Source organism: Polynucleobacter sp. 31A-FELB (genome assembly GCF_018882405.1).
Lineage (GTDB): Bacteria > Pseudomonadota > Gammaproteobacteria > Burkholderiales > Burkholderiaceae > Polynucleobacter.
In genome coordinates this window covers 12,979-39,119 of the sequence record NZ_JACVOO010000010.1, presented here as the reverse complement: position 1 = coordinate 39,119, position 26,141 = coordinate 12,979, and the positions used below count along the sequence as shown (strand labels likewise).

The 26,141-nt window shown below is 46.9% G+C and carries 31 protein-coding genes; 14 read left to right on the top strand and 17 right to left on the bottom strand.

Features of this window, described 5'->3' with window-relative positions; all coding sequences use genetic code 11:
• Window positions 1-8: 8 nt before the first annotated feature.
• A complete protein-coding gene (locus ICN30_RS07475; protein WP_216274478.1) occupies window positions 9-293 on the top strand; it encodes a hypothetical protein in 285 nt (94 codons plus the stop codon).
• Here ICN30_RS07475 and ICN30_RS07470 read toward each other — a convergent pair whose 3' ends face one another.
• The gene (locus tag ICN30_RS07470; protein WP_216274476.1) at window positions 294-1,004 is read right to left on the bottom strand and encodes an ATP-binding cassette domain-containing protein; all 711 of its coding nucleotides are present in this window, start codon (window positions 1,002-1,004) and stop codon (window positions 294-296) included.
• Entirely contained in the window at window positions 997-1,692 is a 696-nt protein-coding gene (locus tag ICN30_RS07465; protein WP_216274474.1) for an ABC transporter permease, read from the bottom strand. Before ICN30_RS07465 ends, ICN30_RS07470 begins: the two co-directional genes overlap by 8 nt.
• A 65-nt stretch (window positions 1,693-1,757) precedes the next feature.
• On the opposite strand from ICN30_RS07465, the gene ICN30_RS07460 reads away from it, so the two are divergent.
• From ICN30_RS07460 to cls, 3 genes are read left to right on the top strand one after another with little or no spacing between them, the layout of a single operon-like run.
• Entirely contained in the window at window positions 1,758-1,958 is a 201-nt protein-coding gene (locus ICN30_RS07460) for a hypothetical protein (protein ID WP_215333433.1), read from the top strand.
• Window positions 1,958-2,710: an endonuclease/exonuclease/phosphatase family protein gene (locus ICN30_RS07455; protein ID WP_216274473.1), complete on the top strand. Its 753-nt coding sequence runs from the start codon at window positions 1,958-1,960 to the stop codon at window positions 2,708-2,710. The genes ICN30_RS07460 and ICN30_RS07455 overlap by 1 nt, the downstream gene beginning before the upstream one ends.
• Window positions 2,707-4,182 (top strand): cardiolipin synthase, encoded by a 1,476-nt coding sequence (gene cls, locus ICN30_RS07450; protein WP_216274472.1) that lies wholly within the window; start codon window positions 2,707-2,709, stop codon window positions 4,180-4,182. Before ICN30_RS07455 ends, cls begins: the two co-directional genes overlap by 4 nt.
• On the opposite strand, the gene ICN30_RS07445 is transcribed toward cls, so the two are convergent.
• Window positions 4,179-5,363: a CaiB/BaiF CoA-transferase family protein gene (locus tag ICN30_RS07445; RefSeq protein ID WP_216274471.1), complete on the bottom strand. Its 1,185-nt coding sequence runs from the start codon at window positions 5,361-5,363 to the stop codon at window positions 4,179-4,181. The genes cls and ICN30_RS07445 overlap by 4 nt on opposite strands.
• A 42-nt stretch (window positions 5,364-5,405) precedes the next feature.
• Complete coding sequence (locus ICN30_RS07440) at window positions 5,406-6,575, bottom strand: acyl-CoA dehydrogenase family protein (RefSeq protein WP_216229884.1); 1,170 nt, start codon at window positions 6,573-6,575, stop codon at window positions 5,406-5,408.
• A 187-nt stretch (window positions 6,576-6,762) separates the two neighbouring features.
• Between ICN30_RS07440 and ICN30_RS07435 the strand changes: the two genes are divergently transcribed.
• Window positions 6,763-7,266: a YqaA family protein gene (locus ICN30_RS07435; protein ID WP_216274470.1), complete on the top strand. Its 504-nt coding sequence runs from the start codon at window positions 6,763-6,765 to the stop codon at window positions 7,264-7,266.
• 17 nt (window positions 7,267-7,283) lie between these two features.
• Here the strand turns inward: ICN30_RS07435 and ICN30_RS07430 are convergent, their stop codons facing one another.
• From ICN30_RS07430 to ICN30_RS07395, 8 genes are all read right to left on the bottom strand, one after another.
• On the bottom strand, window positions 7,284-7,988 hold the full coding sequence (locus tag ICN30_RS07430) for an ABC transporter ATP-binding protein (protein ID WP_216274469.1): 705 nt from the start codon (window positions 7,986-7,988) through the stop codon (window positions 7,284-7,286).
• Window positions 7,989-8,001: 13 nt separating this feature from the next.
• The gene (locus ICN30_RS07425; RefSeq protein WP_015421348.1) at window positions 8,002-8,757 is read right to left on the bottom strand and encodes an ABC transporter ATP-binding protein; all 756 of its coding nucleotides are present in this window, start codon (window positions 8,755-8,757) and stop codon (window positions 8,002-8,004) included.
• On the bottom strand, window positions 8,757-9,716 hold the full coding sequence (locus ICN30_RS07420; RefSeq protein WP_216274468.1) for a branched-chain amino acid ABC transporter permease: 960 nt from the start codon (window positions 9,714-9,716) through the stop codon (window positions 8,757-8,759). The genes ICN30_RS07425 and ICN30_RS07420 overlap by 1 nt, the downstream gene beginning before the upstream one ends.
• A 15-nt stretch (window positions 9,717-9,731) precedes the next feature.
• On the bottom strand, window positions 9,732-10,586 hold the full coding sequence (locus ICN30_RS07415) for a branched-chain amino acid ABC transporter permease (protein ID WP_255533160.1): 855 nt from the start codon (window positions 10,584-10,586) through the stop codon (window positions 9,732-9,734).
• 118 nt (window positions 10,587-10,704) lie between these two features.
• On the bottom strand, window positions 10,705-11,940 hold the full coding sequence (locus ICN30_RS07410; RefSeq protein WP_255533159.1) for an ABC transporter substrate-binding protein: 1,236 nt from the start codon (window positions 11,938-11,940) through the stop codon (window positions 10,705-10,707).
• 101 nt (window positions 11,941-12,041) lie between these two features.
• The gene (locus ICN30_RS07405) at window positions 12,042-13,280 is read right to left on the bottom strand and encodes an FAD binding domain-containing protein (protein WP_216274464.1); all 1,239 of its coding nucleotides are present in this window, start codon (window positions 13,278-13,280) and stop codon (window positions 12,042-12,044) included.
• Between the two features lie 2 nt (window positions 13,281-13,282).
• The gene (locus tag ICN30_RS07400) at window positions 13,283-13,744 is read right to left on the bottom strand and encodes a VOC family protein (protein ID WP_015421343.1); all 462 of its coding nucleotides are present in this window, start codon (window positions 13,742-13,744) and stop codon (window positions 13,283-13,285) included.
• 1 nt (window position 13,745) lies between these two features.
• Complete coding sequence (locus tag ICN30_RS07395; RefSeq protein WP_255533158.1) at window positions 13,746-14,456, bottom strand: TetR/AcrR family transcriptional regulator; 711 nt, start codon at window positions 14,454-14,456, stop codon at window positions 13,746-13,748.
• Between the two features lie 105 nt (window positions 14,457-14,561).
• Here ICN30_RS07395 and ICN30_RS07390 point away from each other — a divergent pair, with 105 nt between their 5' ends.
• The 7 genes from ICN30_RS07390 (at window position 14,562) to ICN30_RS07360 (ending at window position 21,134) form a co-directional block, all read left to right on the top strand.
• The gene (locus ICN30_RS07390; protein ID WP_216274462.1) at window positions 14,562-15,038 is read left to right on the top strand and encodes a CoxG family protein; all 477 of its coding nucleotides are present in this window, start codon (window positions 14,562-14,564) and stop codon (window positions 15,036-15,038) included.
• A 40-nt stretch (window positions 15,039-15,078) separates the two neighbouring features.
• Window positions 15,079-15,933: a xanthine dehydrogenase family protein subunit M gene (locus ICN30_RS07385; protein WP_216274460.1), complete on the top strand. Its 855-nt coding sequence runs from the start codon at window positions 15,079-15,081 to the stop codon at window positions 15,931-15,933.
• Window positions 15,934-15,971: 38 nt separating this feature from the next.
• A complete protein-coding gene (locus ICN30_RS07380) occupies window positions 15,972-16,481 on the top strand; it encodes a (2Fe-2S)-binding protein (protein ID WP_216274458.1) in 510 nt (169 codons plus the stop codon).
• Window positions 16,482-16,501: 20 nt separating this feature from the next.
• The gene (locus tag ICN30_RS07375; protein WP_216274456.1) at window positions 16,502-18,898 is read left to right on the top strand and encodes a xanthine dehydrogenase family protein molybdopterin-binding subunit; all 2,397 of its coding nucleotides are present in this window, start codon (window positions 16,502-16,504) and stop codon (window positions 18,896-18,898) included.
• Between the two features lie 127 nt (window positions 18,899-19,025).
• Complete coding sequence (locus tag ICN30_RS07370; RefSeq protein WP_216274454.1) at window positions 19,026-19,802, top strand: 3-hydroxybutyrate dehydrogenase; 777 nt, start codon at window positions 19,026-19,028, stop codon at window positions 19,800-19,802.
• A 128-nt stretch (window positions 19,803-19,930) separates the two neighbouring features.
• Window positions 19,931-20,509, top strand: a complete 579-nt coding sequence (gene sodB, locus ICN30_RS07365; protein WP_216274453.1) for a superoxide dismutase — start codon at window positions 19,931-19,933, stop codon at window positions 20,507-20,509.
• A 34-nt stretch (window positions 20,510-20,543) separates the two neighbouring features.
• Window positions 20,544-21,134, top strand: coding sequence for a urate hydroxylase PuuD (locus ICN30_RS07360; RefSeq protein ID WP_216274450.1), 591 nt, complete (start codon window positions 20,544-20,546; stop codon window positions 21,132-21,134).
• 102 nt (window positions 21,135-21,236) lie between these two features.
• Here ICN30_RS07360 and ICN30_RS07355 read toward each other — a convergent pair whose 3' ends face one another.
• Entirely contained in the window at window positions 21,237-22,406 is a 1,170-nt protein-coding gene (locus tag ICN30_RS07355) for an NAD(P)/FAD-dependent oxidoreductase (RefSeq protein ID WP_216274449.1), read from the bottom strand.
• A 72-nt stretch (window positions 22,407-22,478) separates the two neighbouring features.
• Window positions 22,479-22,646: a rubredoxin gene (locus tag ICN30_RS07350; protein ID WP_216180761.1), complete on the bottom strand. Its 168-nt coding sequence runs from the start codon at window positions 22,644-22,646 to the stop codon at window positions 22,479-22,481.
• Between the two features lie 167 nt (window positions 22,647-22,813).
• On the opposite strand from ICN30_RS07350, the gene ICN30_RS07345 reads away from it, so the two are divergent.
• Together ICN30_RS07345 and ICN30_RS07340 are read left to right on the top strand one after the other, a co-directional pair.
• The gene (locus ICN30_RS07345; protein WP_216274447.1) at window positions 22,814-23,761 is read left to right on the top strand and encodes a hydrogen peroxide-inducible genes activator; all 948 of its coding nucleotides are present in this window, start codon (window positions 22,814-22,816) and stop codon (window positions 23,759-23,761) included.
• A gap of 77 nt (window positions 23,762-23,838) precedes the next feature.
• Window positions 23,839-24,939, top strand: a complete 1,101-nt coding sequence (locus tag ICN30_RS07340; RefSeq protein ID WP_216274445.1) for an alkene reductase — start codon at window positions 23,839-23,841, stop codon at window positions 24,937-24,939.
• Window positions 24,940-24,983: 44 nt separating this feature from the next.
• Here the strand turns inward: ICN30_RS07340 and ICN30_RS07335 are convergent, their stop codons facing one another.
• From ICN30_RS07335 to ICN30_RS07325, 3 genes are read right to left on the bottom strand one after another with little or no spacing between them, the layout of a single operon-like run.
• Window positions 24,984-25,160: a hypothetical protein gene (locus tag ICN30_RS07335; RefSeq protein ID WP_216180771.1), complete on the bottom strand. Its 177-nt coding sequence runs from the start codon at window positions 25,158-25,160 to the stop codon at window positions 24,984-24,986.
• Window positions 25,161-25,181: 21 nt separating this feature from the next.
• On the bottom strand, window positions 25,182-25,373 hold the full coding sequence (locus tag ICN30_RS07330) for a hypothetical protein (protein WP_216274444.1): 192 nt from the start codon (window positions 25,371-25,373) through the stop codon (window positions 25,182-25,184).
• Window positions 25,370-26,083, bottom strand: coding sequence for a hypothetical protein (locus tag ICN30_RS07325; RefSeq protein ID WP_216863409.1), 714 nt, complete (start codon window positions 26,081-26,083; stop codon window positions 25,370-25,372). The genes ICN30_RS07330 and ICN30_RS07325 overlap by 4 nt, the downstream gene beginning before the upstream one ends.
• Window positions 26,084-26,141: the final 58 nt, after the last annotated feature.

The following is a 26,141-nucleotide window of genomic DNA, read 5'->3' as shown; positions in this document are numbered from 1 at the left end:
ACAAAGCCATGAAAAAAATCATTGCTTTCACACTCTGTTCATTTGCAACTGCGGCTGCATTTGCCGCCTTGCCGCCATTAACGCCTGAAGCTCAAGAGGCTGCAACCTTGGCTAAAGCAAAGACTGCATATGGAGACAAGGTTGGGGCATTCAAGTTATGCCAGGCGCAAAACAAAGTGGCTGATCAATTTAGGGTTTCTGGTACTCCGGCACCAGCAGCCTGTGTTGCACCGCCTCCATTTGTTGCACCAGGCGCTGCAGCGGCAGCTCCAGCACCAACAGCAGCAAAGTAATTAGTCTGAAAGTAACTCTTGATGTAAGTAGCGCTTAGCTGCTTGAGTCTGAGGATCAGCAAAGAAAGGACCTACGGGTCCTTTTTCTTTTATTTGGCCCTGATCAATAAAGATGATGTACTCCGCAAGCCTTTGGACTTGTGCAAGCTGATGGGATGTGAAGATCACATCTGAGTCTTGAAGCTTAAATTGACGAATAATTTCTTCAACCTGCTCAGTCGTATTGGGATCGAGATTGGCCGTAGGCTCATCCAGTAAAACCAAATTCGGCTTTTGCAAAATGGCTCTCCCTAGACAAAGCTTTTGTCTTTCACCTGCTGAGAGTTTGTGGGCGGGACTATTCGCAAGATGGCTTAAGCCAATCTGCTCAATGACTTCATCAATTTGGATTGAATCAATTGAGGGATCTGAGTCCTTGACCATAGCAAGATTGGTTCTTGCTGAAGCTTTGATCATTGGCGTGTGGTGGAGCACCAGGGCAGACCGGATGCCTACGGTTGAATAAGTTACCATTCCTAAATCCGGCTTAATTAAGCCATCCAGTAGCTTCAGCAGTGTTGTCTTTCCAGCGCCATTAGGGCCAATACAGGCGCAAATTCGATCGGCTGGAATGACTGCATGAGGAATATCTAAGATGATCCGCCCATCACTTTTGACAATGACGCCTTTGAGCTCAATGAACTGCTGAAATTGTTCCAAACCATTAACCATAGCGACGCTCTGCAATTTGGCGAACTACAAATGTAAATAGGTTTGCTAGCAATACAATGCCGAGCAAAATAATCCCTAAGGCTAGGGCTAGGGGCAAATCCCCTTTGCTAGTTTCCAGGGCAATTGCTGTGGTCATGGTGCGAGTGGAGTGGTCAATATTGCCGCCCACAATCATGACGGCACCCACCTCAGATATCGCTCTGGCTAATCCCGCTAGGACGGCAATCGTTAGGGAGAAGCGGCAGTCCCAAATAAGCCATTTCAGGGCAGAAAGCCTGGGCAGTCGAAGCGCTCTAAACGAATCCCGATGAATTCTCCAGGAATCCTCAAGGATTTGTCGGCTTAGGGCGGCAATGAGAGGGGTTGTCAGCAGTGTTTGGGCTAGGATCATGCCCTTGGGCGTAAAAAGCCATCCCCAGACTCCTAGGGGCCCTGTGCGGGAGAGCAAAAGGTAGACTACTACGCCAACGATAACTGTTGGTACGCCCATTAAGGTATTTAAGGTGACCGTAATTGTCTTTTTGCCATTAAATTCTTCTGTTGCTAACAGTGCGCCTAGGGGGAGTCCGATGAGGGTGCCCAGAAGAAGCGCAGTCAGGCTGACCTGAAGCGAGACGAGGACAATACCCATTACCCCCGCATCTAAATGCGCAAGCAGTCCAAAGGCATCCTGGAAGGTCGTAAACATGGGCTCGATTCTAGCAAGGCGGTGGCAAAATGGCATAAATGCAAACAATTTCCCTTTTTTAACTCATGGCTGAAGTCATTTGCCTCTGTAATGAGGTCCTCGACGTCGATCTTCGTGAATATCTCGATGAGCATCCGATCGACTCCATTGATGAGTTGCGTGAGCAGGCCTCCATTTGCAATAAGTGCATGCAGTGCCAGGATTTGGTTGAAGGTGAAATCTATTTGGCGCGTGTAAGACGACAACGCGCTGCGGGACAGTTTTAATGACCCAGATCCATTTAGGTCGCTTTAGCGTCATGACGATGAATGTGCATAAGGGCTTATCTCCTTTGCATAGAAAATCTACCATCTACGAGCTACGTCAAAAAATGCGTAGCCATCATCCTGACTTGCTTTTCCTACAAGAGCTCCAACAAGAGCATCGGGGTCGAATCAGGCGATTTGGTCAATGGCCTTTGATGGAGTTGACCCATTTTTTGTCTGAAGATTTTTGGCATGATTGGCACTACGGTAAAAATGTCGAGTATCCCGATGGTCACCATGGCAATGCCATTCTTTCTAAAAGACCACTGCACAAGGGTGAAAACTACGATATTTCTGCTTATCGATTTGAGCGGCGTGGTTTACTTCACAGCATTACTCAATTAGAGGGCGCGCCAACACCCATCCATTGTTTTTGTGTGCACCTGGCATTATTTGAAAGAGGGCGGGAGCGTCAATTGGATGAGATCATTCGTTACATTGACACTCTTGCGGGTGGCGGTCCAACCATTGTGGCGGGCGACTTTAATGATTGGCGCAATCGCGTGAGCGCTCCAATGCAAGCGGCCGGCTTTAATGAAGTATTTGAGGTTCTTACCGGCTCTCCTGCAAAAACCTTTCCCAGCGTGAAGCCGATGCTTCCGATGGATCGGATTTATGTTCGGGGTCTAAAAATCCATTCTGCAGAGGTGATGTATGAATGGCTTAAATTATCTGATCACCTAGGTATTACGGCGGAACTGGAAATCGAATGAGCTTTTTAAATTATTTACTGGGAACTATCTTTGGCTTCTCATTAATCTGGGTTCCACTTCTGCACATAGCTATCGTGCTTCTATTTGGATTCAGATTGATCTCAGTAAGAAGACCGGTTGGTGTTGTCCTCGCATGGTTTCTGATTGTGGTTCTCGTTCCCTTAATTGGAATTGGTTTGTATATTTTGATTGGTGAGCGTCCTGTGGGTCGCAAACTAACCCGAAAAATTATTCGCATGGATAAGGAATATGCAGCAATCACTGAAAATATGCGTCAGCGCTATCAGACTGATAAGCAGTTGCTGCCAATTGAGGGCAGAGCGTTAAGCTTATTAGCGGAGTCGAATAATGGCTCGCCAGTAATTGCTGGCAATAAGATTGAATTGTTTACGAGTTCTCTGAAGATCTTGCAGTTATTTATCGATGAGATAAATCAAGCGAAAAATACACTGCATTTGGAATTCTATATATGGGCTCTCGGGGGTGATGCTGATCGTGTTGGCGAGGCCTTAATTGCAGCAGCTAAGCGTGGCGTAGTTTGTAAGGTGTTACTAGATTCCTTGGGTAGTAAGGATTGGTTTAAATCGACTTGGCCGAAGCGTTTCAGGGACGCTGGAATTGAAGTGACTGAGGCCTTGCCAATTCAGATTGGCCGCTTCCAATTCCGTCGCGCTGATCTTCGGTTGCATCGAAAAATATTTGTAATTGATAACGCCATTGTTTGGACTGGCAGTATGAACATGGTCGATCCACGCAGCTTCAAGCAAGACTCGGGGGTCGGTGAATGGGTTGATGCGATGGTTCGAATTGAAGGGCCGGTGGCATCCCAGTTTGAGCTGACCTTTTCATTTGACTGGAGCGTGGACAATCCGAAGATTACGCACTTCAATGATGTGGCGCCTGCTGCAACTCCGACAGAAGGTCGGGTGCTAGCCCAAGAGTTTTCCTCTGGCCCGGTATACCGCGACGATATCTTGTATCAGGTATTGCTATCCGCCATCATGGATGCACGTAAGGAGCTGACGATTACTACGCCTTACTTCGGTCCAGATGATGGTTTGATTCAGGCATTGATGGCAGCAGCGGGTCGGGGTGTGAATGTAACGCTCATTGTCCCTAAATTAAATGATTCCACATTAGTCGCTTGGAGCAGCCGTAGCTTCTATGCCGATCTCATGAATGCTGGCGTCAATATCGCTGAATTTCATGGCGGACTATTGCATACGAAGAGCTTATTAATAGATAAGCGTGTAGCGATATTCGGTTCGGTCAATTTTGATCAACGCAGCTTGCGTCTCAATTTTGAAATTAGCTTAATCGTATACAACGATGAGTTTTGCGCCAAACTTGAAACTTTGATTGACTCCTACCTGGCTCAATCAGATATGGTGAACCCAGTAAGTTGGGCTAAGCGACCACGGTGGCGTGTCTTGCTAGAGAACGCAGCCCACTTAGCTTCACCCTTACTTTAAATTGCCCCTTGAGCGCGCATAGCCTCAATCTCACTTGCAGTGATACCAAGCTCATCTAGGATTGCATTGGTGTGCTGACCTACTGATGGGATTTCATCCATGCGGTAGTTGAAGCTACTGTTGCTTCCTGGGGGTAGCATTGCTGGAATAGAGCCTACAGGCGAATCGACTTGCACCCAACGATCCCGCGCTTTGAGTTGTTCGTGATTCCATAAGCCCTGCATATCATTGAGACGAGCGTTAGCAATTTGGGCTTCATCTAATTTTGCAATAACTTGTTCGGTTGTCAGTTTGCTAAAACAGGCATCAATGATTGAGAGCAATTCATCTCGCTTCTCATTGCGCTTGAAGTTTTTATCAAAACGTTCATCCTTGGCAAGCGCCTGATTCCCGAGCACCACCTCGCAGAATAAAACCCATTCACGATCGTTTTGTAGGCCCAACATGACGGTGCCGCCATCACCCGCCTTAAACGGTCCATAGGGATAGATCGTGGCATGAGATGCGCCATTGCGAGGGGGAGGGGCGGCACCTTCATAGGCATAGTAGAGCGGGTAGCTCATCCATTCCCCGAGTGATTCAAGCATGGATACGTCGATCGTTGATCCCTTACCAGTCTTGCCTCTTTGTAAAAGAGCTGCCAGAACGTTTGTATAGGCATACATGCCTGCGGCAATATCGGCAATGGAGTTTCCTGCTTTGCTGGGAGTTTCTGGGGTCCCGGTAACGGATAAGAAGCCAGCTTCACTCTGGATCAATAGGTCATAGGCTTTCTTATCGCGATAAGGGCCATTATTTCCATAGCCTGAGATGTCGCACAAAATCAAACCTGGGTTGTCCTTTTGCAGGAGTTCTGCGGTCAGTCCCATGCGCGCCGCTGCACCAGGCGCCAAGTTTTGCACTAGGACGTCAGCTGTTTTTAGCAGTGCCTTGAGTGCCGTTAGTGCAGATTCTTGTTTGAGATCTAAGGTCAAGCTTTCTTTAGAGCGATTTACCCAAGTGAAGTGCGATGACATGCCATTAACACGCTCATCATAAGCACGGGCAAAGTCGCCAGCGCCAGGCCGTTCAACCTTAATGACGCGAGCACCTAAATCTGCTAACTGACGCGTACAAAAAGGAGCAGCGATGGCATGCTCTAGAGAAACTACGGTAATACCATCTAAAGGACGAATGCTCATGTAATTACTTACCCAACTGAATAAATGAAAAGGCCCAAAGAATTAGAAGGAGCGGGGGAGTCCTAGGACATGCTCGGCTACGTAGGAATAAATTAAGTTAGTTGAAATTGGCGCCACTTGGTAGAGGCGGGTTTCTCGGAATTTGCGTTCAACATCATATTCATTAGCGAAACCAAAACCACCGTGGGTTTGCAGGCATACGTTAGCAGCCTCCCATGATGCTTTTGCTGCTAGGTACTTGGCCATATTGGATTCAGCGCCACAGGCTTGCTTGGCATCAAAAAGCTCGCAGGCTTTAAAGCGCATCAGGTTAGCCGCTTCTGTTTCGATATAAGAATCCGCAATCGGAAACTGAATGCCTTGGTTCTTACCGATCGGCCGATCAAATACCACGCGCTCATTCGCGTAGCGACGAGCTTTATCCACAAACCAGTAAGCATCGCCAATACACTCCGCAGCAATGAGCGTGCGCTCAGCATTGAGCCCGTCAAGAATGTATTTAAATCCTTGACCTTCTTCGCCGATCAAATTCTCGGCAGGAATTTCTAGGTTGTCAAAGAAGACTTCATTGGTTTCGTGATTCACCATATTGGCAATCGGCTGGATCGCCATACCTTTGCCAATCGCTTCTTTAAGGTCAACGATAAAGATCGACATGCCCTCTGATTTTTTCTTTACCTCAGCTAGTGGAGTAGTGCGCGCTAGCAAAATCATCAAATCAGAATGCTGAATGCGGGAGATCCAAACCTTCTGGCCATTCACGACATACTTATCGCCTTTTTTGACTGCAGTAGTTTTGAGTTTGGTGGTATCGGTACCAGTAGTAGGCTCTGTGACTGCCATTGTTTGGAGGCGTAATTCACCGGTAGCGATTTTAGGGAGATAGAGTTTCTTTTGGGCATCAGAGCCATGACGTAATAAGGTGCCCATGTTGTACATTTGGCCATGACAAGAGCCTGCATTGCCACCCGAGAAATTAATCTCTTCCATGATGACCGAGGCTTCAGCAAGACCTAGACCAGAGCCACCGAATTCTTCTGGGATTAAGGCTGCTAGCCAACCAGCCTGTGCCATAGCATCAACAAAAGCCTCTGGGTAGGCCCTTTCATGATCCACCTTTTGCCAATAAGCGGAGTCAAAACTGCCGCAAAGATCGCGCAAGGCTTCACGCATATCTTGGTATTGGTCTGGCTTGGGGATGGGGTGATTCATTTGGTGGTCTATCAATAAAAGGGGTTAAGGAATATGCGAATCCCTACAGTTTAAGCAAGAATCTAAAAGTGTGGGCAACTCAAAAAGGACCTCAGCTTCGCCTATATGGCTGATCTAAATGCCTATTGGGGCATACTTGAGGAATGGTCGCATCCTTACTTTCTACCCCGCTTGGAGTCTTTGCTTAATGGAGCAAATGCTGAGTCAGTTTTTCGACTTCTTTGGGATGCCATCGGTTGGTTTGCCGGCAGTATTTATTAGTGCCTTTATTTCTGCAACCTTGCTGCCTGTGGGATCTGAGCCGATACTTTTTGGGTATGTTTCGGTAAACCCCCATTTATATTGGGTTGCTATAGGCGTGGCTACGATAGGCAATACATTGGGTGGTATGTTCGACTGGTGGCTTGGGCTACTGAGTCGAAATAGCTTTGAATCCTTAAAGGGGCCTGCTAATGGCAGAATGCAACGCTGGCTAGAAGAGCGGGGCCCTAAGATGCTCCTGTTGTCATGGCTACCTGGTTTTGGCGATCCTCTGTGTTTGGCTGCTGGATGGCTCAGGTTGCCTTGGTTACCTTGTCTAATTTATATGTTTATTGGCAAACTGCTACGTTATCTCACGATGACCTGGCTTTTAACCCTGGTGCCCAGCAGTTTTTGGCATCAATTGGGGCATTGGCTTCACATCATCTAGAGGAAGCACCAAAGCCATTAAACAGCGCAATACTTTTGCTGAATCTCATCGTTATTTAAGAGATTCTGGGCTGTGTCATGAAAAACAATTTCCCCTTGGTCAAGAATGTAGGCTCGGTCAGAAATCTTAAGCGCTTGCTGGACATTTTGTTCAACCAAAAGAATTGTTAGACCTTGTTGCTTTAGTTTTGCAAAGAGCTCAAACATTTCTTCCACCAATACTGGCATGATGCCTTCGGATGGCTCATCCAAAAGTATGACTTTAGGCTTGGCAATCATAGCGCGTGCGATTGCTAGCATCTGCTGCTCACCACCCGACATGGATGTCCCGTCTTGATTCAATCTCTCCTTGAGACGAGGAAAGGTTTCTGCAATCTCGTCTACCATAGCGCTCATATCACCATGACTCTTCTTGGCAATAACACCTAGCTCTAAATTTTCTTTAACGGTTAAGCCTGGAACAATGCGTCGATCCTCGGGAACGTAAGCCAAGCCAAGGTGGTAGCGTTCATGCGCCGCAAGATCCAAGAAGGAGATGCCATCAATAGAGGCTTTACCCTCTCTCTTGGAGAGTAGACCCATTAAAGAGCGCAGGGTAGTAGTCTTGCCGGCGCCATTACGCCCCATCAAGGTAACGATTTCACCTTTGTTTACTTGCAAAGAGACGCCTTGCAAAACATGGCTACGGTCGTACCAAGCATTTAAATTTTCAACACGCAACATATATAAACCTTCGTTAACCTTGGCCTAGGTACACACGTCGTACCTCTGCATTATTTTGAATTTCTTCTGGAGTTCCCTCGGCCAAAAACTCGCCATGATGTAGAACGATGATGCGCTTACATAAGCCCATGATGAGCTTCATCTTATGTTCAACCAAAATAACCGTTCTTTCATTTGCTAGTGTGCGAATAAGATCCATCATTACGAGCGTCTCTTCAGGAGACATGCCTGCGGTTGGCTCATCTAACAGCAGAAGGCTTGGGTTGCAGGCAAGGGCCATAGCAATTTCTAGTGCACGCTGTTGACCATGAGCCAAGTCACCGGTTTTTTTATTTCTTAAGTGCTCTAAGTTCACGCGACGTAAAAGTTGGTCCGCAAGCTCAATGGGCCCTGGATAGCTTTGTGCATTACGCAAAAAGTTATAGCGCGCTGTTTCCATTTGTGCAGCAACCCGCACATTTTCATGAACGGTTAATTGTTTAAATACATTGGTAATTTGGAAGCTTTTGGAAATGCCTATACGAGCAAATTCGTATTGCTGCATGCCGGTAATATCTTTGCCGTTGAATAAGATTTGACCGCTCGAGGGTGGGAAGGCACCACTAAGCACGTTAAAGAATGTACTTTTTCCTGCGCCATTAGGGCCAATGATGGCCGTAAGGGATCCGGGCATAAATGTAGTCGATACATTCTGCAGGGCCTTGAATTTCCCAAAACTCTTACTGACATTGCGAGCCTCAAGGATAGGGGTTTGGTTTGAGCTACTCATTATTTCGAATCCTGATTGAGGTTTAGCTTGCTCAAGATGGTTCCCCAGATTCCTTTGGGGAAGAACAATACAAAGAACATGAATACCAGTCCAATGACAGCCATCCAGTGTTTGGTGAAAGTTGTGACTACATCCTCTAAATAGAGCATGACGGCAGCACCAACAAACGGTCCAAAGAAAGTGCCCATACCTCCCAAGATGCTCATCATGACTGCCTGGCCGGATTGGAGGTAGTGGAGTGAATCTATGGGAACAATAGAGAGGTGTAGAGCGCGCAATGAGCCTGCTAAGCCGCAGATCGCCGCTGACAGTACAAACACCAGCAGTTTTGTGCGGGATACATCAAAGCCGCAGGCTGCAGCACGCTTTTCATTCTCACGAATCGCTTCCATCACAGCACCAAGAGGTGAGTTTAAGATTCGAGAGATGAGCCATATGGCAATAACTACAAAAAAGAGAATGATGTAGTACTTCACCAGAGGATTAAGGAAGTCTACTGGGATGCCTAAGATGTTGAATGAGTCAACGCGGACGCCTCGCAAACCATTTTCTCCGCCAGTTAAACTCTCGGCCTTATAGAAGCCGTAAAAAACAATTTGACCGAGCGCTAGTGTGACCATAGAGAAGTAGATGCCTCTGGTGCGAATCGCCAGGAAGCCCATCACTAATCCACCGATAGCAGCGCCAATTACGCCTACAAGAATTGCAGCGCCCCAAGGCATTGCATAGTGGACGATACCGATGCCGGTGAGATAGCTACCAATACCAAGAAAGGCCGCATGACCAAAGGAGAGGAGGCCCATATAGCCAAACAAGAGATTGAATCCCATGGCGAATAAGCCAAAGATCAAAATATTGATAGCAAGCGCCTCGTACGGCATGATGAAAGGAAAGACCATCAAGAAGAGACTGCTTGCTAGTACGCGATGACGTGCAATGAGTTGGAAGAATGATTTCATAAATATTTAGGGGTATTAACCCATTGCCCCCGCTTTGCCAAATAAACCCTGTGGTCGAATTAAGAGCACTACTGCCATCAATACAAAAATAGAAAGTTCAGAGAGGTCAGGGAAGAATAGGGAGGTCATGCTGTAGACCACGCCAACCAATAGGCCCGCAACAACTGCGCCCACCGGTGAGCCCATACCACCAACTACCGTGACAACAAATGATTCTGCCAAAATCGGAATACCCATTTCTGGGTTAACGGATCGGGTAGGCGAGGCCAATATTCCAGAGAGTCCGGCAATCGCACAACCAAGGCCAAATACCATCAGCCATACTTTGGCAATATCTACGCCCAGTACTTTGACAATCTCTTGATCTGCGGCTCCGGCTTTAATAATGAGCCCGTAGCGGGTCTTTTGAATGAAGAACCAAACTGCGAAAATAATGACAGCTGTGGCAGCAATCAGAAAGAGTCGATATTTAGGAAAGAAACCAATGCCGACATCTAGCGTGCCTTTAAGTCCATCAGGGGTAACGGATGGTAGACCTTCAATTCCAAAGGTGACGCGCATCGCCTCAATCAACACGTAAGACAGTCCAAAAGTTAGGAGGAGTGGATAGTCAATGCCGCGACCATAAAGAGGGCGGACTAGAAATCGCTCAGTCAGCAACCCAAGCGCTCCAGTAGCAATTGGTGTTAGAACCAAGCTGAACCAAAAGTTACCTGTTACACCAAGGAAATAGACGCCCATGAAAGCGCCAACCATAAAGAAGGCGCCGTGGGCAAAATTCACAACATTGAGCATGCCAAAAATAAGGCACAAGCCCAAGGCTAGGAGTGCATAAATACTACCCAGGGCAATTCCTGTGAGCAGTTGCATGCAGAGAAGTTCGAATGTAAGACCGGTCATATATGTACTCAGAAAAACTCCCCTTCAGCCAGAGGCATCGGGGGAGGGGTTCAGGGCAAATCAGATGATCTACCCTGAAATTTCAGATTTAAGCCTTATGGCCTAGCTCCGCGCAACTACGCATATTCTTCTCGGTAGTTGGTTCAATCGTCAGAATATTAAAGACATCGTACTTATCCTTCATATTCTTTGACTTAGACTCAACAATGATGACTGTTTGAACGGCTTGGTGGTCACACTTGCGATAGTACTCAGGACCTTTGTACCAGTCGTACTTTAGGTTCTCCATTGCGCCAACCACTTTCATGGTTTCAGTAGATTTGGCAACCTTAATGGATGCCAGCACACTCTTCACGCCAGCGTAACCTAATGCACCGTAGTCAGATGGAACTGACCCGTTATACATTTTGCGGAATGCATCATTAAATGCTTTTGCTGTTGGAATACGATCCTCGAGTCCCCAGTAGTAGGAAGTGCCGCCAATAATTCCTTCGAATGCTTCTGGGCCACCAGCAAGACGTGATGTGTAGAGTAAAACTGGCGTCACAATTTTCATACTGGATTTCAAGCCAAAGTCGGTACATTGTTTGGCGGCATTCACTAAGTCGCGGCCAAAGTTGCAGAGCACTAAGATGTCAGGATTTAATGCCTTGATGCGTGGCAAAAACGCAGAGTAATCGGATGCACCTAGTGGATGGCGAATATCTGCCAGAGTAGTGGCACCCATCTCTTTGCCGGCACGCTCAAAAGCGCGCACCATTTCATGGCCATAAGCGTAGTCAGCTGTTAGGAATACGATCTTCTTGCCAAAGCGAGGGATAGAGTAGCGAGCTACTGCGCCGGCTGTCATGGTCGGATTTAATGCCTCATGGAATGTGTACACACTCCAATCTTTAGCTTCATTGATTGCATCAGACTGGCTGATGGAGTTGAAGAGCACTTTACGCTCTTTACATACAGCATTAATAGACAGTTGGGTTGCAGCTGATAAAGAGCCAACAACAAAATTGACCTTATCTTTTTCAATCAACTCAAGGGTGCGGGTGGCTGCCTCACCCGGATTGAGCTTGTCATCGCGAACCAAGAGTTCAGCTTTTCTACCGTTAAAACCACCAGCATCGTTAAATTCTTTAATGGCTAACTCAGCAGCCTTCACCTGATCTTGCGCCTCTGCAGAGAAGGGTCCTGTTAATGGGGTTGGAAAACCAATCTTAATAGTGTCAGATTGAGCGCTTGCCATGTTCATCCAAAGTGGAGTGCTTGCTGCTGCTGCTCCGCCGATCAACATTTTTCTTCTAGTTTGATTCGTTACTTTTTGTTTCATGGTTGTCTCCTCCATTTAAAACAGTTTATTAATAGGACTACTTTTTATTACATAAATCTTAACTGAATGCTTCTGGTAATACGAAAAACTACATCAAGTTTTTAATGTGACTCTGGAACTGCCTTCCCTTCTGCTAGTAAGGTGCTGATATCAATTGCCGTCTCAGCCATTACCGTATCTGCATTTCTGCGAAGGCTATTGCCATCCCTTGTGCCTTTGCTACCTTGGGCTTGCATATAACGTCCAAGATATTGCGCTCTTGCAACAACTTGTTGTCCAAGCTTAAGCCGTTCCTTGCCATATGCCTCCAGGGCAGCAGGGGTTGCGCCCAACATGGCAATGTGGCGAGCTATCACCATGGCTTCATCACCCGCCTTTGTAACTCCCATGCCGACATGCGGACGACCAACGAAGGCTGCGTCACCCATCAGGGCAATTCTGCCAAAAACAATTTGCTCTGATCGAACATCGTAAATGGCTTGCAAAAATGGTGAAGCAGTTTTCTCAAGAATTTCTGCATATTGCGGAGCTAGAATATTGCGAGCAACTGTACGCATTTCGGCTATATGTTTCCATGAAACTTTTAGCGGTGGGATTCCGGTTGGATAGTAGTGACCATCTGCATCTGTTAGAAGCTTGACTAGTTCGCTATCCTCGGACGCGGGGCGATACCAAACAAAGTTATAACGGCGTTTACCTGGCCTAGTGTCATTACCTGGCCCTGCAACTGGGTATCCGAGCATTTGTTCGCCGTTGGGTAGGCAGAACCCAAAATAATTGAAGAGCGTATTCAGCGTGTAATTGGAGAGATGGCTTTCATCGCAGACGCCGCGCCATGCAATGTATCCAGCATATTCGGGCTGAATATCTGGTGCCACTTGGGCTCTTATTGCTGAGCGAATACCATCTGATGCAATCAGCAATTCAGCCTGATAGGTGCTGCCATCCTCGCAAGTTACTTGAACGCTGCTCGAATCTTGAGATACCGCTTTTACATTTTTACCTTGTAAGTAACGCTCAGCTGGAAAATTCTCTTTCAACAGGTGATAGAGGCGACTCCACGAAGTTAGGATTTGGGGGAGTGGCATTTCACCCAAGCTCTCACCGTCAATACCCAATGTAACTCTTTTAGATACAGCAACCCCTAAGCTGTCATCAACGGCAATGCCAGCTTCGCGTAAGGCATCTGCAAGCGCATCATGCGTTACGATTCCAGCGCCTCGACCATCTAAGGAGCCAATCGCCTTTTCTAGTAAGGTGACATCGTGACCTTGGCGGAGCAGTATATTGGCAGCAAATAAGCCTCCAAGAGATCCGCCGATGACGAGAATTTTTGCCATCTTTACTGTGCAGCCTTGGCATCAAGTGCTGCTTTTTCTGCTGCAGGGTAATTTAATTCAATCACGATGCCGTTGGGATCATCCAAAAAGAGTTGGTGAAGCTGCAAGACGGGCACTGTTCGCTGCCTGCAGGGCACTCCCAATTTATCAAGCTGTGCAAGCTTGGCTTCCAAGCCTTTAGCAAAAAACGCGATGTGATCTACCGCTCCAGAGCCATATAGCGAGCTGGGATCACGCTCACCAAGGTATTGTTTTAGACCATTGGGATCATTCTTATCAATCGCAATTAGATGCAGTACTGCATTGGCCCAATCGTTCTCATCACCGTTATAAAGCCAGACCCCCGGAAAAGGAAATTCTGGGCGTGGCCCAACCGTTAACCCAAGCACTTCGCTGTAAAACTGAGTAGTTTTTTCAATCTCTAGGCTGCGGATGGAAAAATGATTTAGGCTGAGGTTTGTCATGTTATTTTTTACCGGTAGTAAACAAGTTTTTTGCTGAGATAAGGTAAGAGCGAATTCGATCTTGAATGATTTCTTGCTCTGTGTTGGGATTGCCTGAGTCGTAGATGGCTTGACCGTAAATCCACCGGCGCATTCCGATGTAAAAAATACCGCCATGCAGACCCATTAAAAACTCTAATTCTCGCTGCGAGGGCTTGCCGCGGGTGCTGCGACCGCAGTGTTTACGAGTTTCGCGAATCAGTCTAGGTAACAGGCGATCACGCAATAACTCAAAGAATCGGTCGCTGATGGAGTGGTCGCTTAAGCCCGAGAAAATCAAGATGCGAACGAAATCGTAGGTGAGCACCGTATTCGAGTAGTCGGTATAAAACACATTAAATTTTTCTTCTGGTGAAAGATGCTTATCGTCCAATAGCTGCTCCCATTCGGGCTTCCAGCGTGACTCAAAGACATCCTCATAGACCGCCTTAATTAAAGCGTCCTTTGTAGGGAAGTAGTGATAGAGCAGGGTGTGGGTGACGCCCAGTCCTTTTGTGAGATTTCTGAGTTGCCCATCAATCCCATGTTTTGCAAAGTACTGAATTGCGCGATCCAGTATCTGACGCTTACGATCTGCCGTACTCATTCTGCGACGAGCAGGCGCGCCAGTTGCAGCTACTTCTGTAGCGATGCTGTTGCTGGTGCTCCGGTCTAGAGTAAAACTCATTGTCATCAGGGTTTATCCGAATTTGGCCTTATTGACCAAAAGTTAAATAATGGTACATTGTTGAACAATTGGTAGATAAGACTCTATTCGTACAAACCCCAAGGAGATGTAATGGAATTAAATGGCGAGCAACTCATCGCGGCTCCAATCCCCGATGTATGGAAGGGATTGAACGATATTGACGTCCTCGCAAAGTCCATTCCTGGTTGCGAAGAAATTAGTCGGGTCTCCCCAGAAGAGATTCATGCCAAGGTGATGTTCAAAATTGGTCCTGTGAGGGCCAGATTTGCGGGAAAGCTGCTATTGAGCGATGTCATTCCCGATCAGTCTTGTTCAATGGCATTTGAGGGGTCAGGCGGCGCCGCCGGCTTCGCAAAAGGCCGTTCACGAGTTGAATTAAAGGTTGCCGAAGGCGGCACCCTAATTTCCTATACGACAGAGGCCTCTATCGGGGGCAAGTTAGGGCAAATTGGTGGACGCTTAATTAGTGCTTCTGCCAAAAAAATTGCAGATGATTTTTTTCAACGCTTTGCAAAAGAATTGGGTGGCGAGGTGGTGCCGCTGGAGTCAGGCGCACAGACCGAATAAGGTCTGGCGACATAAATATAAAAGTAGTGGAGGAGACGGAATGAAAGCAGCAGCATTTGATTATGCAAAACCAAAGGTTCTCAGCGAAGCTTTATCTCTGCTGGCCGAGGCTGGTGAAGATGCCCGTTTGATTGCCGGTGGTCAGACGCTTTTGGCGACACTCAACCTACGCCTCTCTGAGCCGAGTATTCTGATTGACATCACCAGTCTGGATGAGCTCAAAGGGATTGCTGTCATAGGGGACCAATTGCGGATTGGGGCTTTAGTCACCCACACCGAGATTGAGGACTCCAAGTTGGTTGCACAGCATGCGCCACTCCTGAAGGCTGCTGTCCCGCATATCGCCCATAGAGCGATCCGCAATCTGGGGACTTGGGGTGGTTCCCTGGCTTACGGAGATCCTGCGGCTGAGTGGCCTGCTTGTAGTCTGGCGCTTAATGCAACTATGTTGATTGCGGGCCCAGATGGTGAGCGTCGTATTTCAGCGCAAGACTTTTTCATTGATTTGTATACAACCTCTTTAGAGCCCAATGAAATTCTGATCGCGACTGAAATCCCCGTTGCAAACCCCAGCCAAGTTTTTTATTTCCATGAGCTAGCACGTCGTCATGGCGACTATGCAGTTGCGGGAGTTGCCTTAGTTGCAAATAAAGCTGGCAATGTTCTGAGTGATTGCACTTTCACCTTCTTTTCTGTTGGCGCTACGCCTGTCATGGCAACCAAGGCTCAATCACTAGTCAACGGTAAACCTCTTAGTGATGAGTTGATTGGCAAAGCAGTTGATGCCGCAAGGTCGGAGATTGAGGCGATTGCTGATATCACCAATAGTGCAGAGACAAAACAACATTTAATTGGTGTTTTGTTAGAGCGTGGCTTAAAGCATTTAATTGCTTAACTAACTACTAGAAAAATAAATCAAGTTCGGAGATTGAAATGAGCTTAAAGAAAAAAATTACGATGACCGTCAATGGCTCGGTAGTAAATGCTGAGATTGAACCGCGTCGCCACTTGGTGGATTTTTTGCGTGAAGATCTTCATTTGAAGGGTCCGCACTTAGGTTGTGAGCAGGGCGCTTGTGGTGCCTGTACTGTTAAGGTGGATGGCCAAATTATTCGTGGCTGCTTATTCTTAGCTGTGCAAGCTGATGGGTGTGTTGTCGAGACGATTGAGGGGCTAACGAAAAGTGGTGCATTAGCAGACCTACAAGAAGCCTTTATGCGCCACAACGCGATGCAATGCGGATTCTGCTCCTCTGGCATGTTGCTTGCCGCTGCGGAGTTGATTGAAAAACAGCCCAAAGCTACGCGTGAAGAAGTGCGTGAATGGATCTCTGGAAATTACTGCCGTTGTACCGGTTATCACTCCATCGTAGATGCCATCATGGCGGTGCTTGAAGCTCGCGCTAAAGGTGAAAAAATTAAACCTGTTGTTGCTCTCGCTTAAGAAGACTGGGAAAACTGAATATGAATAAACCAGCTGACCTCAAAGGATTGATGCTTGATCCGGTAACCAATGATCAACGCTATATTGGCAATAGCGAACCTAGACATAAGGCGCGTCGACTCATCGAGGGTCAAGGCACTTATGTCGACGATATTCAATTGCCCAGAATGGGACATGTGGTCTATTGGCGCTCTCCAGTGGCCCATATGAAAATTGGAAAAATTCATACGGAACAAGCAAGCAAGATGCCGGGTGTGCTTGCCATAGTTGATGGCGTCAAGATGGCAGAGCTTTGCAAGCCATGGGTTGCCACTTTAGGTCATCTAGCCGGCATGAAGTCTGCCCCTCAATATGCATTGGCAATTGATAGGGCTTGCTGGCAAGGTGAGCCTGTAGTCGCTGTAGTTGCCGAAACGCGTGCCCAAGCAGAAGATGCTTTGCAATTGATTGACGTTGAATGGGAGGAGTTGCCCGCAGTAGTCTCAATGGAAACAGCATTGGATGCAGAGACCCCAGTAATCCATCCTGAGCTTGGCGATAACCTCTGCTTTACGCGTAGCTTGGATGTTGGTCAGGTTGATGAAGTATTTGCAACTGCGGATGTGGTTGCGGAGGCCACTTTTGGTTTTGGCCGCCATACTGGTGTGACTCTGGAGCCTCGTTGCCAAATTGCTGATTACAACCCTGGAGATCGTCGCCTGACGGTTTATCACTCGCAGCAAGCGCCGCATATGATGCAAGACTTATATTGCCGTCAATTTGGTTTGTCTGAGTCTGATGTTCACGTTATCTGTAAAGATGTGGGTGGATCTTTTGGTATTAAGGTTCACGCATATCCCGATGATTTTGCAACAGTGGGTTTGGCTATGATGTTGGAGCGCCCAGTCAAATTTGTTGCGGACCGACTCGAATCATTTACGAGTGATATTCATGCGCGTGAGCATCGAATTAAGGGTCGTATTGCAGCCAACAAGGAGGGCGACATCCTGGCCTTTGAGATCGATGATCTCACTGCTATTGGCCCATATTCCATGTTCCCAAGAACTAGTGCGATTGAAGGCAATCAAGTGGTTAACTTGGTCGGCGGTCCTTACAAGCATCAAAATTACAGAGCCAAATTGAATGTGGTGTTTCAGAATAAAACACCTACTTGCCAATATCGTGGGGTGGGGCATCCGATTGCCTGCGCTGTAACTGAAGGTCTAGTGGATTTGGCTGCGCAAAAGTTAAAGATGGATCCTCTGGAATTCCGTAAGCGCAATGTGATTCCTGATGATGCTTATCCTTGCTCTGGTATTTCAGGAATTAAGCTGGAAGTGTTATCGCATGAACAATGCTTGCGAACCATTGAAAAGATGATGGACTATTCTGCTTTGCGCAAAGAGCAGGCTGAGTTGCGTAAAAAGGGTATTTATCGCGGAATTGGTTTCGCCACATTAATTGAGTTAACAAACCCAAGTCCAGCCTTCTATGGTGTGGGTGGTGCTCGCATCGCATCTCAGGATGGCGCCTCTGCGCGATTAGATCCTAGCGGCGTGGTTTCAATACTGATTGGCGTTGGTGAGCAGGGTCAGGGTACTGAAGGTATCTATGCTCAAATTGCCGCCGATGCTGTTGGACTCTCCATTAAAGATGTTCGTATCATTACTGGCGATACCGATGTCACACCTTACGGTGGTGGCACATGGGCTTCTCGTGGCGCTGGTGTTGGTGGTGAAGCAGTGTTATTAGCCTGTCAGGCGCTCCAGGAAAATATCTTAAAGCTTGCTGGTGCTATTTTGAATAGATCGCCTGAGGAGTTGTCAGTACGACGTGGGCATGTTTTGGATAAAGCCAGCGGCGAACAGTTGCTGCCATTTAGTGAGATTGGCCGTATTGGTTATTTCCGCACCGATACCTTGCCTGTGGGATTCTCTGCGGATTTGATGGTGACACGTCATTACACGCAAAAAGAATATCCATTCATCTTCACCAATGGTGTTCAGGCGTCTTATGTGGAAGTGGATCCGGATACAGGGTTTGTAAAACTCCTGAAGCATTGGGCGGTTGAGGATTGCGGTCGCGTTTTAAATCCTATGTTGGTCGATGAGCAAGTGCGTGGCGCTATTGTTCAGGGTATTGGAGGCGTTCTTTTCGAAGAGTGTCTATATGACGATAGTGGCTTGCTGAGGAACGGCAGTATGGCGGATTATTTGGTCCCAATGGCCAATGAGATGCCGGATATTGAAGTGGCTCACGTGGAGACACCTACCCAGTCATCCAAGTTGGGGGCTAAAGGTGCGGGCGAGGCTGGAACTGCGGGGGCCCCTGGAGCCGTCCAAAACGCGATTAACGATGCTCTGGCGCCATTTAATACTGCCGTGTTTGATCAGCCCATTACCTGCGAAAAGATTTTGAAGGCCCTTGGCAAGGTCTAATTGAGAGCTCTTTTGTATTGGTGCATTCCCCCTATCTAAGGGGATGTCGCATCCTGTAACATCAAGTTTTGATCACCCGCAAATCCCCGCCAGGGGATTTGCCATTAACTTGTTATAGCGAAAGAATATGTCCCATTTAAAAGGTAAAACAGCTCTCGTCACCGGCTCCACCAGTGGCATTGGCTTGGCAATGGCCATTGGATTGGCAAAGCAGGGCGTCAATATTATGGTGAATGGCTTTGGCGAGAAAGACGCTGCTATTGCTGCTATCAAAGCTTGTGGTGTTGAGGTTGACTATCACGGTGCCGACATGAGCAAACCTGCTGAGATTGAAGACTTGATTAAGCAGACTGAAAAACGCTTTGGTTCACTCGATATATTGGTGAACAACGCAGGCATTCAGTACACAGCTAACGTTGAAGACTTCCCTGCTGACAAGTGGGAATCGATCATTGCGATTAACTTAAGTTCAGCCTTCTATACATCACACCATGCTTTGCCTGGAATGAAGAAGCGTAATTGGGGTCGCATTATTAATATTGCATCGGTTCATGGTTTAGTTGGCTCTGTCCAAAAATCCGCTTATGTTGCTGCCAAGCATGGCATTGTTGGTTTAACTAAAGTGACTGCACTCGAGAATGCCAAAACTGGAATTACCTGCAACGCAATTTGTCCGGGATGGGTTCTCACTCCACTGGTTCAAAAGCAGGTTGATGCACGCGCAGAACGCGATGGGATTTCTAATGAAGAGGCCAAAAAAGCCTTGGTTTCAGAGAAGCAGCCTTCAGGCGAATTCGTTGCTCCAGAGCAATTGGCTGCATTAGCTATTTTCCTTTGCGGCCCCGATGCCTCCGAAGTACGCGGAGTGGCCTGGAACATGGATGGTGGCTGGACAGCCCAGTAATCCTAGGGGCGGGGTGATTCAATCTAATCCCCCGTTACGCGCCCAAACAAAATCGCCAGAATCGTCTATAGTTAGTGCAAATATGGCTGCTATAGCTATTTGTTAACTCGATTTACAAGGAAAAAATGATGGAACATACATTACCTCAGTTGCCTTACGCATTAGATGCGCTTTCACCATTCATCTCAAAAGAAACTCTCGAGTTTCACTATGGCAAACATCATCAAACGTACGTAACCAATTTAAATAATTTGATTAAGGGTACTGAGTTTGAAAATGCTTCCCTAGAAGATATCGTTAAAAAATCTGCTGGTGGTGTTTTTAATAACGCCGCTCAAGTATGGAACCATACTTTTTACTGGAATAGCATGAAGCCAAATGGCGGTGGCGCTCCAACTGGCCCATTGGCTGATGCTATCAATGCTAAGTGGGGCTCTTTTGATAAGTTCAAAGAAGAGTTCACAAAGTGCGCAGTAGGTACTTTTGGATCTGGTTGGGCTTGGTTGGTTAAGAAGGCTGATGGCTCACTTGATTTGGTTTCATCCAGCAATGCAGCTACACCAATCACTACTGATGCAAAACCTTTGATGACTTGCGACGTTTGGGAGCACGCGTATTACATTGATACTCGCAATGCTCGTCCAAAGTACTTAGAAAACTTCTGGAATGTAGTGAACTGGGATTTTGCTAGCAAGAATTTTGCTTAATCTCGCTTAACTATTTTTGACTGAAAAGGTTTCCATGGCATCTATTTTTACCTCATTGGGGCGCACAGTTTTAGCTGGGTTTGTACTCCTTGCTTTAATTGTTTTAGCTTTAGGTGCAAACCTCAGCTCTATTGAATTGCCATTTCTATTCCGCTGGATTCACGTCATGGTTGGCGTGATGTGGGTTGGTTTGCTTTGGTATTTCAATTTTGTGCAGATTCCTTCGATGCCTAAAATTCCGGATGAGCAAAAGCCTGCTATTGGAAAAGTAATTACTCCAACAGCATTGTTTTGGTTCCGCTGGGCAGCCTTATTCACCGTTGTTAGCGGTTTAATCTTGGCTGTAGTGAATGGTTATGCCCATCAAGCATTTACCTTGCAAGCACCATTCCGCGCTATTGGTTTAGGTATGTGGATTGCCTTGGTAATGGCCTTCAACGTTTGGTTCATTATTTGGCCAAATCAAAAACGTGCCTTAGGCATCGTTGCAGTTGAGCCCGACGTTAAAGCAAAGTCAGCACGTATTGCAATGTTGACTTCACGCTTCAACACGATGCTTTCCATACCAATGTTGTTTTTGATGGTTGCTCAGTCACACAACAGCACATGGTTTGTTGTCGTTTGATAAATAGACCGCTGTAGATCATTAAAAGGCCCGCAGATGCGGGCCTTTTCTTATTCCTAAGTCTGTTTGAGTAAGTAGGAGAGCGGTTGCAAAGACTTGCTTCTATTGCAGTATTGGTGGCAATTCTTTTGTAAGGGCGCCACGTTGCGCTGTTGCAGATCCAAGTAAAGCAAAGCCAAGCAATTTCCCATCACTTGATACAAAGCGGGCCTCGAGGCCGCCTTCTACTGGAATAATCTTCCAATCGCCAACTGCTCCCTTTGCAGGTGGGGAAACAATGGTTGGCAGTGAGGGTGTCTTCACCATCACTGGCATAGCAGGGTAGGACAGAACTGCTGCCTGTCCAAGCAAGCTTGGTGCCAAAGCTCGCGCTGCCTGCATGATGGGCATGACATAAGGCAGGACCAAGCCATCTACTTCAGCGCAGTCGCCAATAGCAAATACATTCTTTGCGCTAGTTTCTAATTGGCGATTAACGGTAATACCTGTACCCGTGGCGATTCCAGCAGCCTTCGCCAGCTCAAGTCTAGGCTTCAGGCCAACGGCCGATAGAAATACATCGCTAGTAATGGTAGATCCATTGGCAAGGGTGATTGTGAGGGAGTCGGCATTGCGATCAATCGATTGCACGGTAGTTCCAAGGTGCCAACGCACGCCCACATCGCTAAGTTTTTCTTGCAGAGCTTGTGCAGCTGCTTCTGGAAGTAGTCGACCTAGGGCCTGTGGTGCCAAATCAATCACATCAACTTCGTAAGAGCCCAAAACTAAATCATTTGCAAACTCACAGCCAATCAGGCCAGCCCCAAGAATGGCAATACGTTTTTTGCCTTCAATCGTTTTACGAAACTGGGCGTATTCCTCTAGATCGTTAACAGTGATTACTTCATTGGCCGCGTTGCCTTGTAAAGGTAGACGAATTTGATCTGCACCTAAGCCCAACACTAGCTTTCCATAGGGAATGTTTCCTTTGGAAGTGGTAATTGTCTGGGCGACTGTATCAATTGCTGTGACATCAGCATCACTCACGATTGCAATCTCTAGTTGGGCTGCCATTCCTTCAGCATTTGTAGAAACCAATTGCTCTGCGGACTTATTGCTGGCGAGGGCGGTAGAGAGCATCGGCTTTGAATAGAAGTAGCCTGGCTCCCGAGTTACTAAAGTCACGGGGATAGTTTTATCTAGCTTGCGAAGCTCGCGAATAACGGTAAAGCCGGCTAAGCCACTGCCGATAATGACAATGCCTGATTGAGTTAAATCGTTCTGATGATCCAAAGCGGAGTTTCCTGTTGATGTGCTGTATTACGTTAGTTGATGTACTTCAAAGTCATTAATGCTTTGAGTGAATTACGATGTTTGAACCATTTCAAAATCAGACTTTGCCACGCCACAGTCCGGACACTCCCAGTCATCCGGAATATCAGCCCAAGCAGTACCAGGGGGAATGCCTTCTTCGGGCAAGCCTTTTGCTTCGTCATAGTTAAAGCCGCACACGATACATTGCCAAGTTTTCATAGGGATTCCTTGCTAAAAGAGATTACAAGCAGTTTAAATTTAATTTCAAATTCTGTTGTAAGTCAGATTCAAACCATATTGGATGAAGTCGCTAAATAATGATTTATATGATGAATAGCAATGCTATTATTTATCTAATAAATTGATTATAGGGACATCTACAGATTATGGCTGCTCTACCTTCATTACGTCAGCTTCGCTACTTTGTGGCAATTGCTCAAGAGCTTAATTTCACCCGGGCTGCAGAAGTTTGCTTTGTGGGTCAATCTACTTTGAGTGCAGGCTTAAAAGAGCTTGAGGACGGCTTGGGTATCCGCTTGGTGGAGCGTGACCGTCAAAATGTAGCAATTACCCCAATTGGCCTCGAGATTCTGGAGAGGGCGAAGACGATCTTAGCTTCGTCCCAAGATTTGGTGGAATACGCAGATGCTGCAGGTAAGCCTATGGCTGGGACTATTCGCCTTGGTGTGATCCCAACTATTGCACCTTTCTTACTTCCAAATGTGATGCCGGATATTCGGACCCGTTTTCCGAGTCTGAAGATTGCCTTGCGCGAGGATCTGACAGCTAATCTTTTAACTAGATTGGCCGAGCATCAATTGGATTTCATTTTGATTGCTTTGCCATATGAGACTTCAGGTTTATTGGTTAAAGAATTATTTGATGACGAGTTTTGGTTGGTTGCTAGGGAAGATGATCCAGCCCTCAAAGGTAAGGAGATTCATCTGCCAGCAAAAATGGCGGAAAGACTGCTGCTTTTAGAAGAGGGGCATTGTTTGCGCGAACATACATTGCAAGCTTGCAAGCGCTCAGATATTCGCAAAGCGGACGGCATGGAGGCCACGAGCTTGCTAACACTGCTACAGATGGTGGACTCTGGAATGGGAATTGCATTGTTGCCAGAGATGGCAGTGAGAGGTGGCCTGTTGAATGGCACCAGCCTAGAAGCTCGCCCATTAGCGCCACCTGCACCTAAGCGAGTGATTGCCTTGGTAGCCCGTTCCTCCACGGCGCACATAGCGGAGTTCCAGGCGTTTTCTGATTGCATTCAGGAGAGATTCAAGAAGGGCGCCAAGAGTAGTCGTGGTGCGGTGAAGGGCTTACGCAAGGATTAGGCTGTACTCAGCAAGAATGCACCATTCTTGCTACAGTCCATGATCGAATCATTTATCAGTAAAAAAGAAAGAGTCTCATGTCCGGAAAAGAAATCATGTTTACCTCCGTCAAGCTTGGCTCCATTGAGTTAAAGAATCGTCTGGTGATGGCACCGCTAACAAGAATGCGCGCCATCGATGGGGATGTGCCAAATCCTTTGGCAAAAACATACTATGAGCAAAGAGCAAGCGCTGGCCTCATCATCAGTGAAGCAACACAAATTTCCCCAATTGGAAAAGGCTATCCTTCAACCCCCGGAATTTATTCTGCCGAGCAAACTGCTGCATGGAAAGAAATCGTGAATGCTGTTCACGCCAAGGGCGGCAAGATGGTTGCTCAACTCTGGCATGTAGGTCGTATTTCTCACTTATCTTTGCATCCTGGGCAGGGTGCCCCTGAAGCGCCTTCAGCGATTGCACCTGCTGGTCAAACCTACGGCGCCGATTGGAAGTTGCATGACTATGAAACTCCTAAAGCAATGACGACTGAAGATATTGCGCGCTTGTTAAAGGATTTTGAATTTGCTGCGGCTAATGCAAAAGCGGCAGGTTTTGACGGTGTAGAAATTCACTCCGCAAATGGTTATCTACTTGATCAATTTTTACAAGATAAAACTAATCAACGTACCGATGAGTATGGTGGCTCTATCGAAAACCGTGTGCGCCTATTAGGTGAGGTGATTGAGTCGGTTGCCAAGGTATTCCCAAGCGATCGTATTGGTGTGCGTCTCTCACCTTACGGTAGTTTTAACGATATGGCAGATAGCGATCCTATAGCTTTGTTTAATGCCGTCATTCAAAAGCTCAATGGCTACCAGTTGTCCTATGTGCACATGATTGAGCCGCGCTCAACGACTGCGGGTGGTAATGATCAGATTGATGCAGGTGCCCCAATTACTTCAGAGATTTTCCGAAATGCCTACAAAGGTAAATTCATTAGTGCTGGTGGATATGACCAGGCTATGGGGGAGGTTGTTTTGGAGGCTGGCTTAGCCGATGCAGTGGCTTATGGTCGTTTGTATATTGCCAACCCGGATTTGGCTGAGCGATTTGAGCAAGGTGCCGCACTTAATGCTTACAACCGCGCAACGTTCTATGGTGGAGCAGAAGCAGGGTACACCGACTACCCAACGCTCTAATCTAAGTAACTATTTAATAAGGCCTCTATCGAAAGATAGGGGTCTTATTTTTTGTCCTCAGGATCTTTCAATAGATCGTAGTGGTTCGCAACGAGTAGGAGTGCAATTGATGCGCAACCCATGGCAAAGAATTGCCATTGATGCAACATGGCAGTTCCGATTACTGTCATCAAGATAGTCCAACCAACTGCCATCTTAGCTTTTTTAGTTAAGGGTTTCATATATCGGAATTCAAGTAAAAATTATCTAACGGAAAGCCTGGCTTTGGCACTCAGCTCATTTGGGGCTCCGCGCTTATCGATCTGAGAAAGTCTAAGAGCCTCTTGCTCAAAATCAATTTGAGCTGGATGAAATTCAATATTGCCCAGGTGAATAACGTAAGTCCATACCAGTTCACGGCCTCTATCTTTATATACATCTACAACACGCTTCATTTTTTACCGCCTAGAGTGGGTGCCGTGCTATGTACGACGTTCATATTGTGTTTTAAATCATTCAAATTTCGCGGATCAATGCGAATCACGCCACCGCGAGGGCTATCGATGTCTGCGATCAAAAAGAAGGAGATGGCAATCATCATTGGAAAAATCATAAAGAGGCCGACATTGCGCTTGAAGTTTCTTGCGCCAAAGCCTACCAGCATATTGGCGCCAATCGCGATTGCGCCCATTAACCACCAGGCAGCGGTCGGGATGCGATTCCACCAGGCAGCCTGAGTGTAGCCATGGGAATTAATCACATCATTCATTCCGGAAATGACTAGCGCAGTAGTGGGAGTTGATTGTGTTCGTGCAACAGGGAGTAGCTCATTCCACATGGCGTTCTCTAGCGCAATCGTACGCTGTGTAATTTGCCTAGCAGTCTCTTGATCTTGCTTGGAGTAGAACAAGATACGCTGATCTAAATATTCGTTCAGCAAGCCTTTAATGGTCTCAGCAGTTTTACTGGGCAGAAGGTCCGCTCTTAAAAACTCTGTGCCAATGGCATTTGCCTCAGCCTCTTCATAAGTCTGCCTTAAGTCATATCGCGCAATGGCCATGGAGAAGGTAAAGCCGATGATCAGGCCAAGTAGGGTCAATGTGGCAGTTTGAATGATCCCTAAATCCGTCGAGGTCTCAGTATCCTTTGTACGGTACTTGCTCAATACGGCATTACCAAACCACACTGAGCCCGAGAGGGCTACAGCGGAAATAGCAAAAACT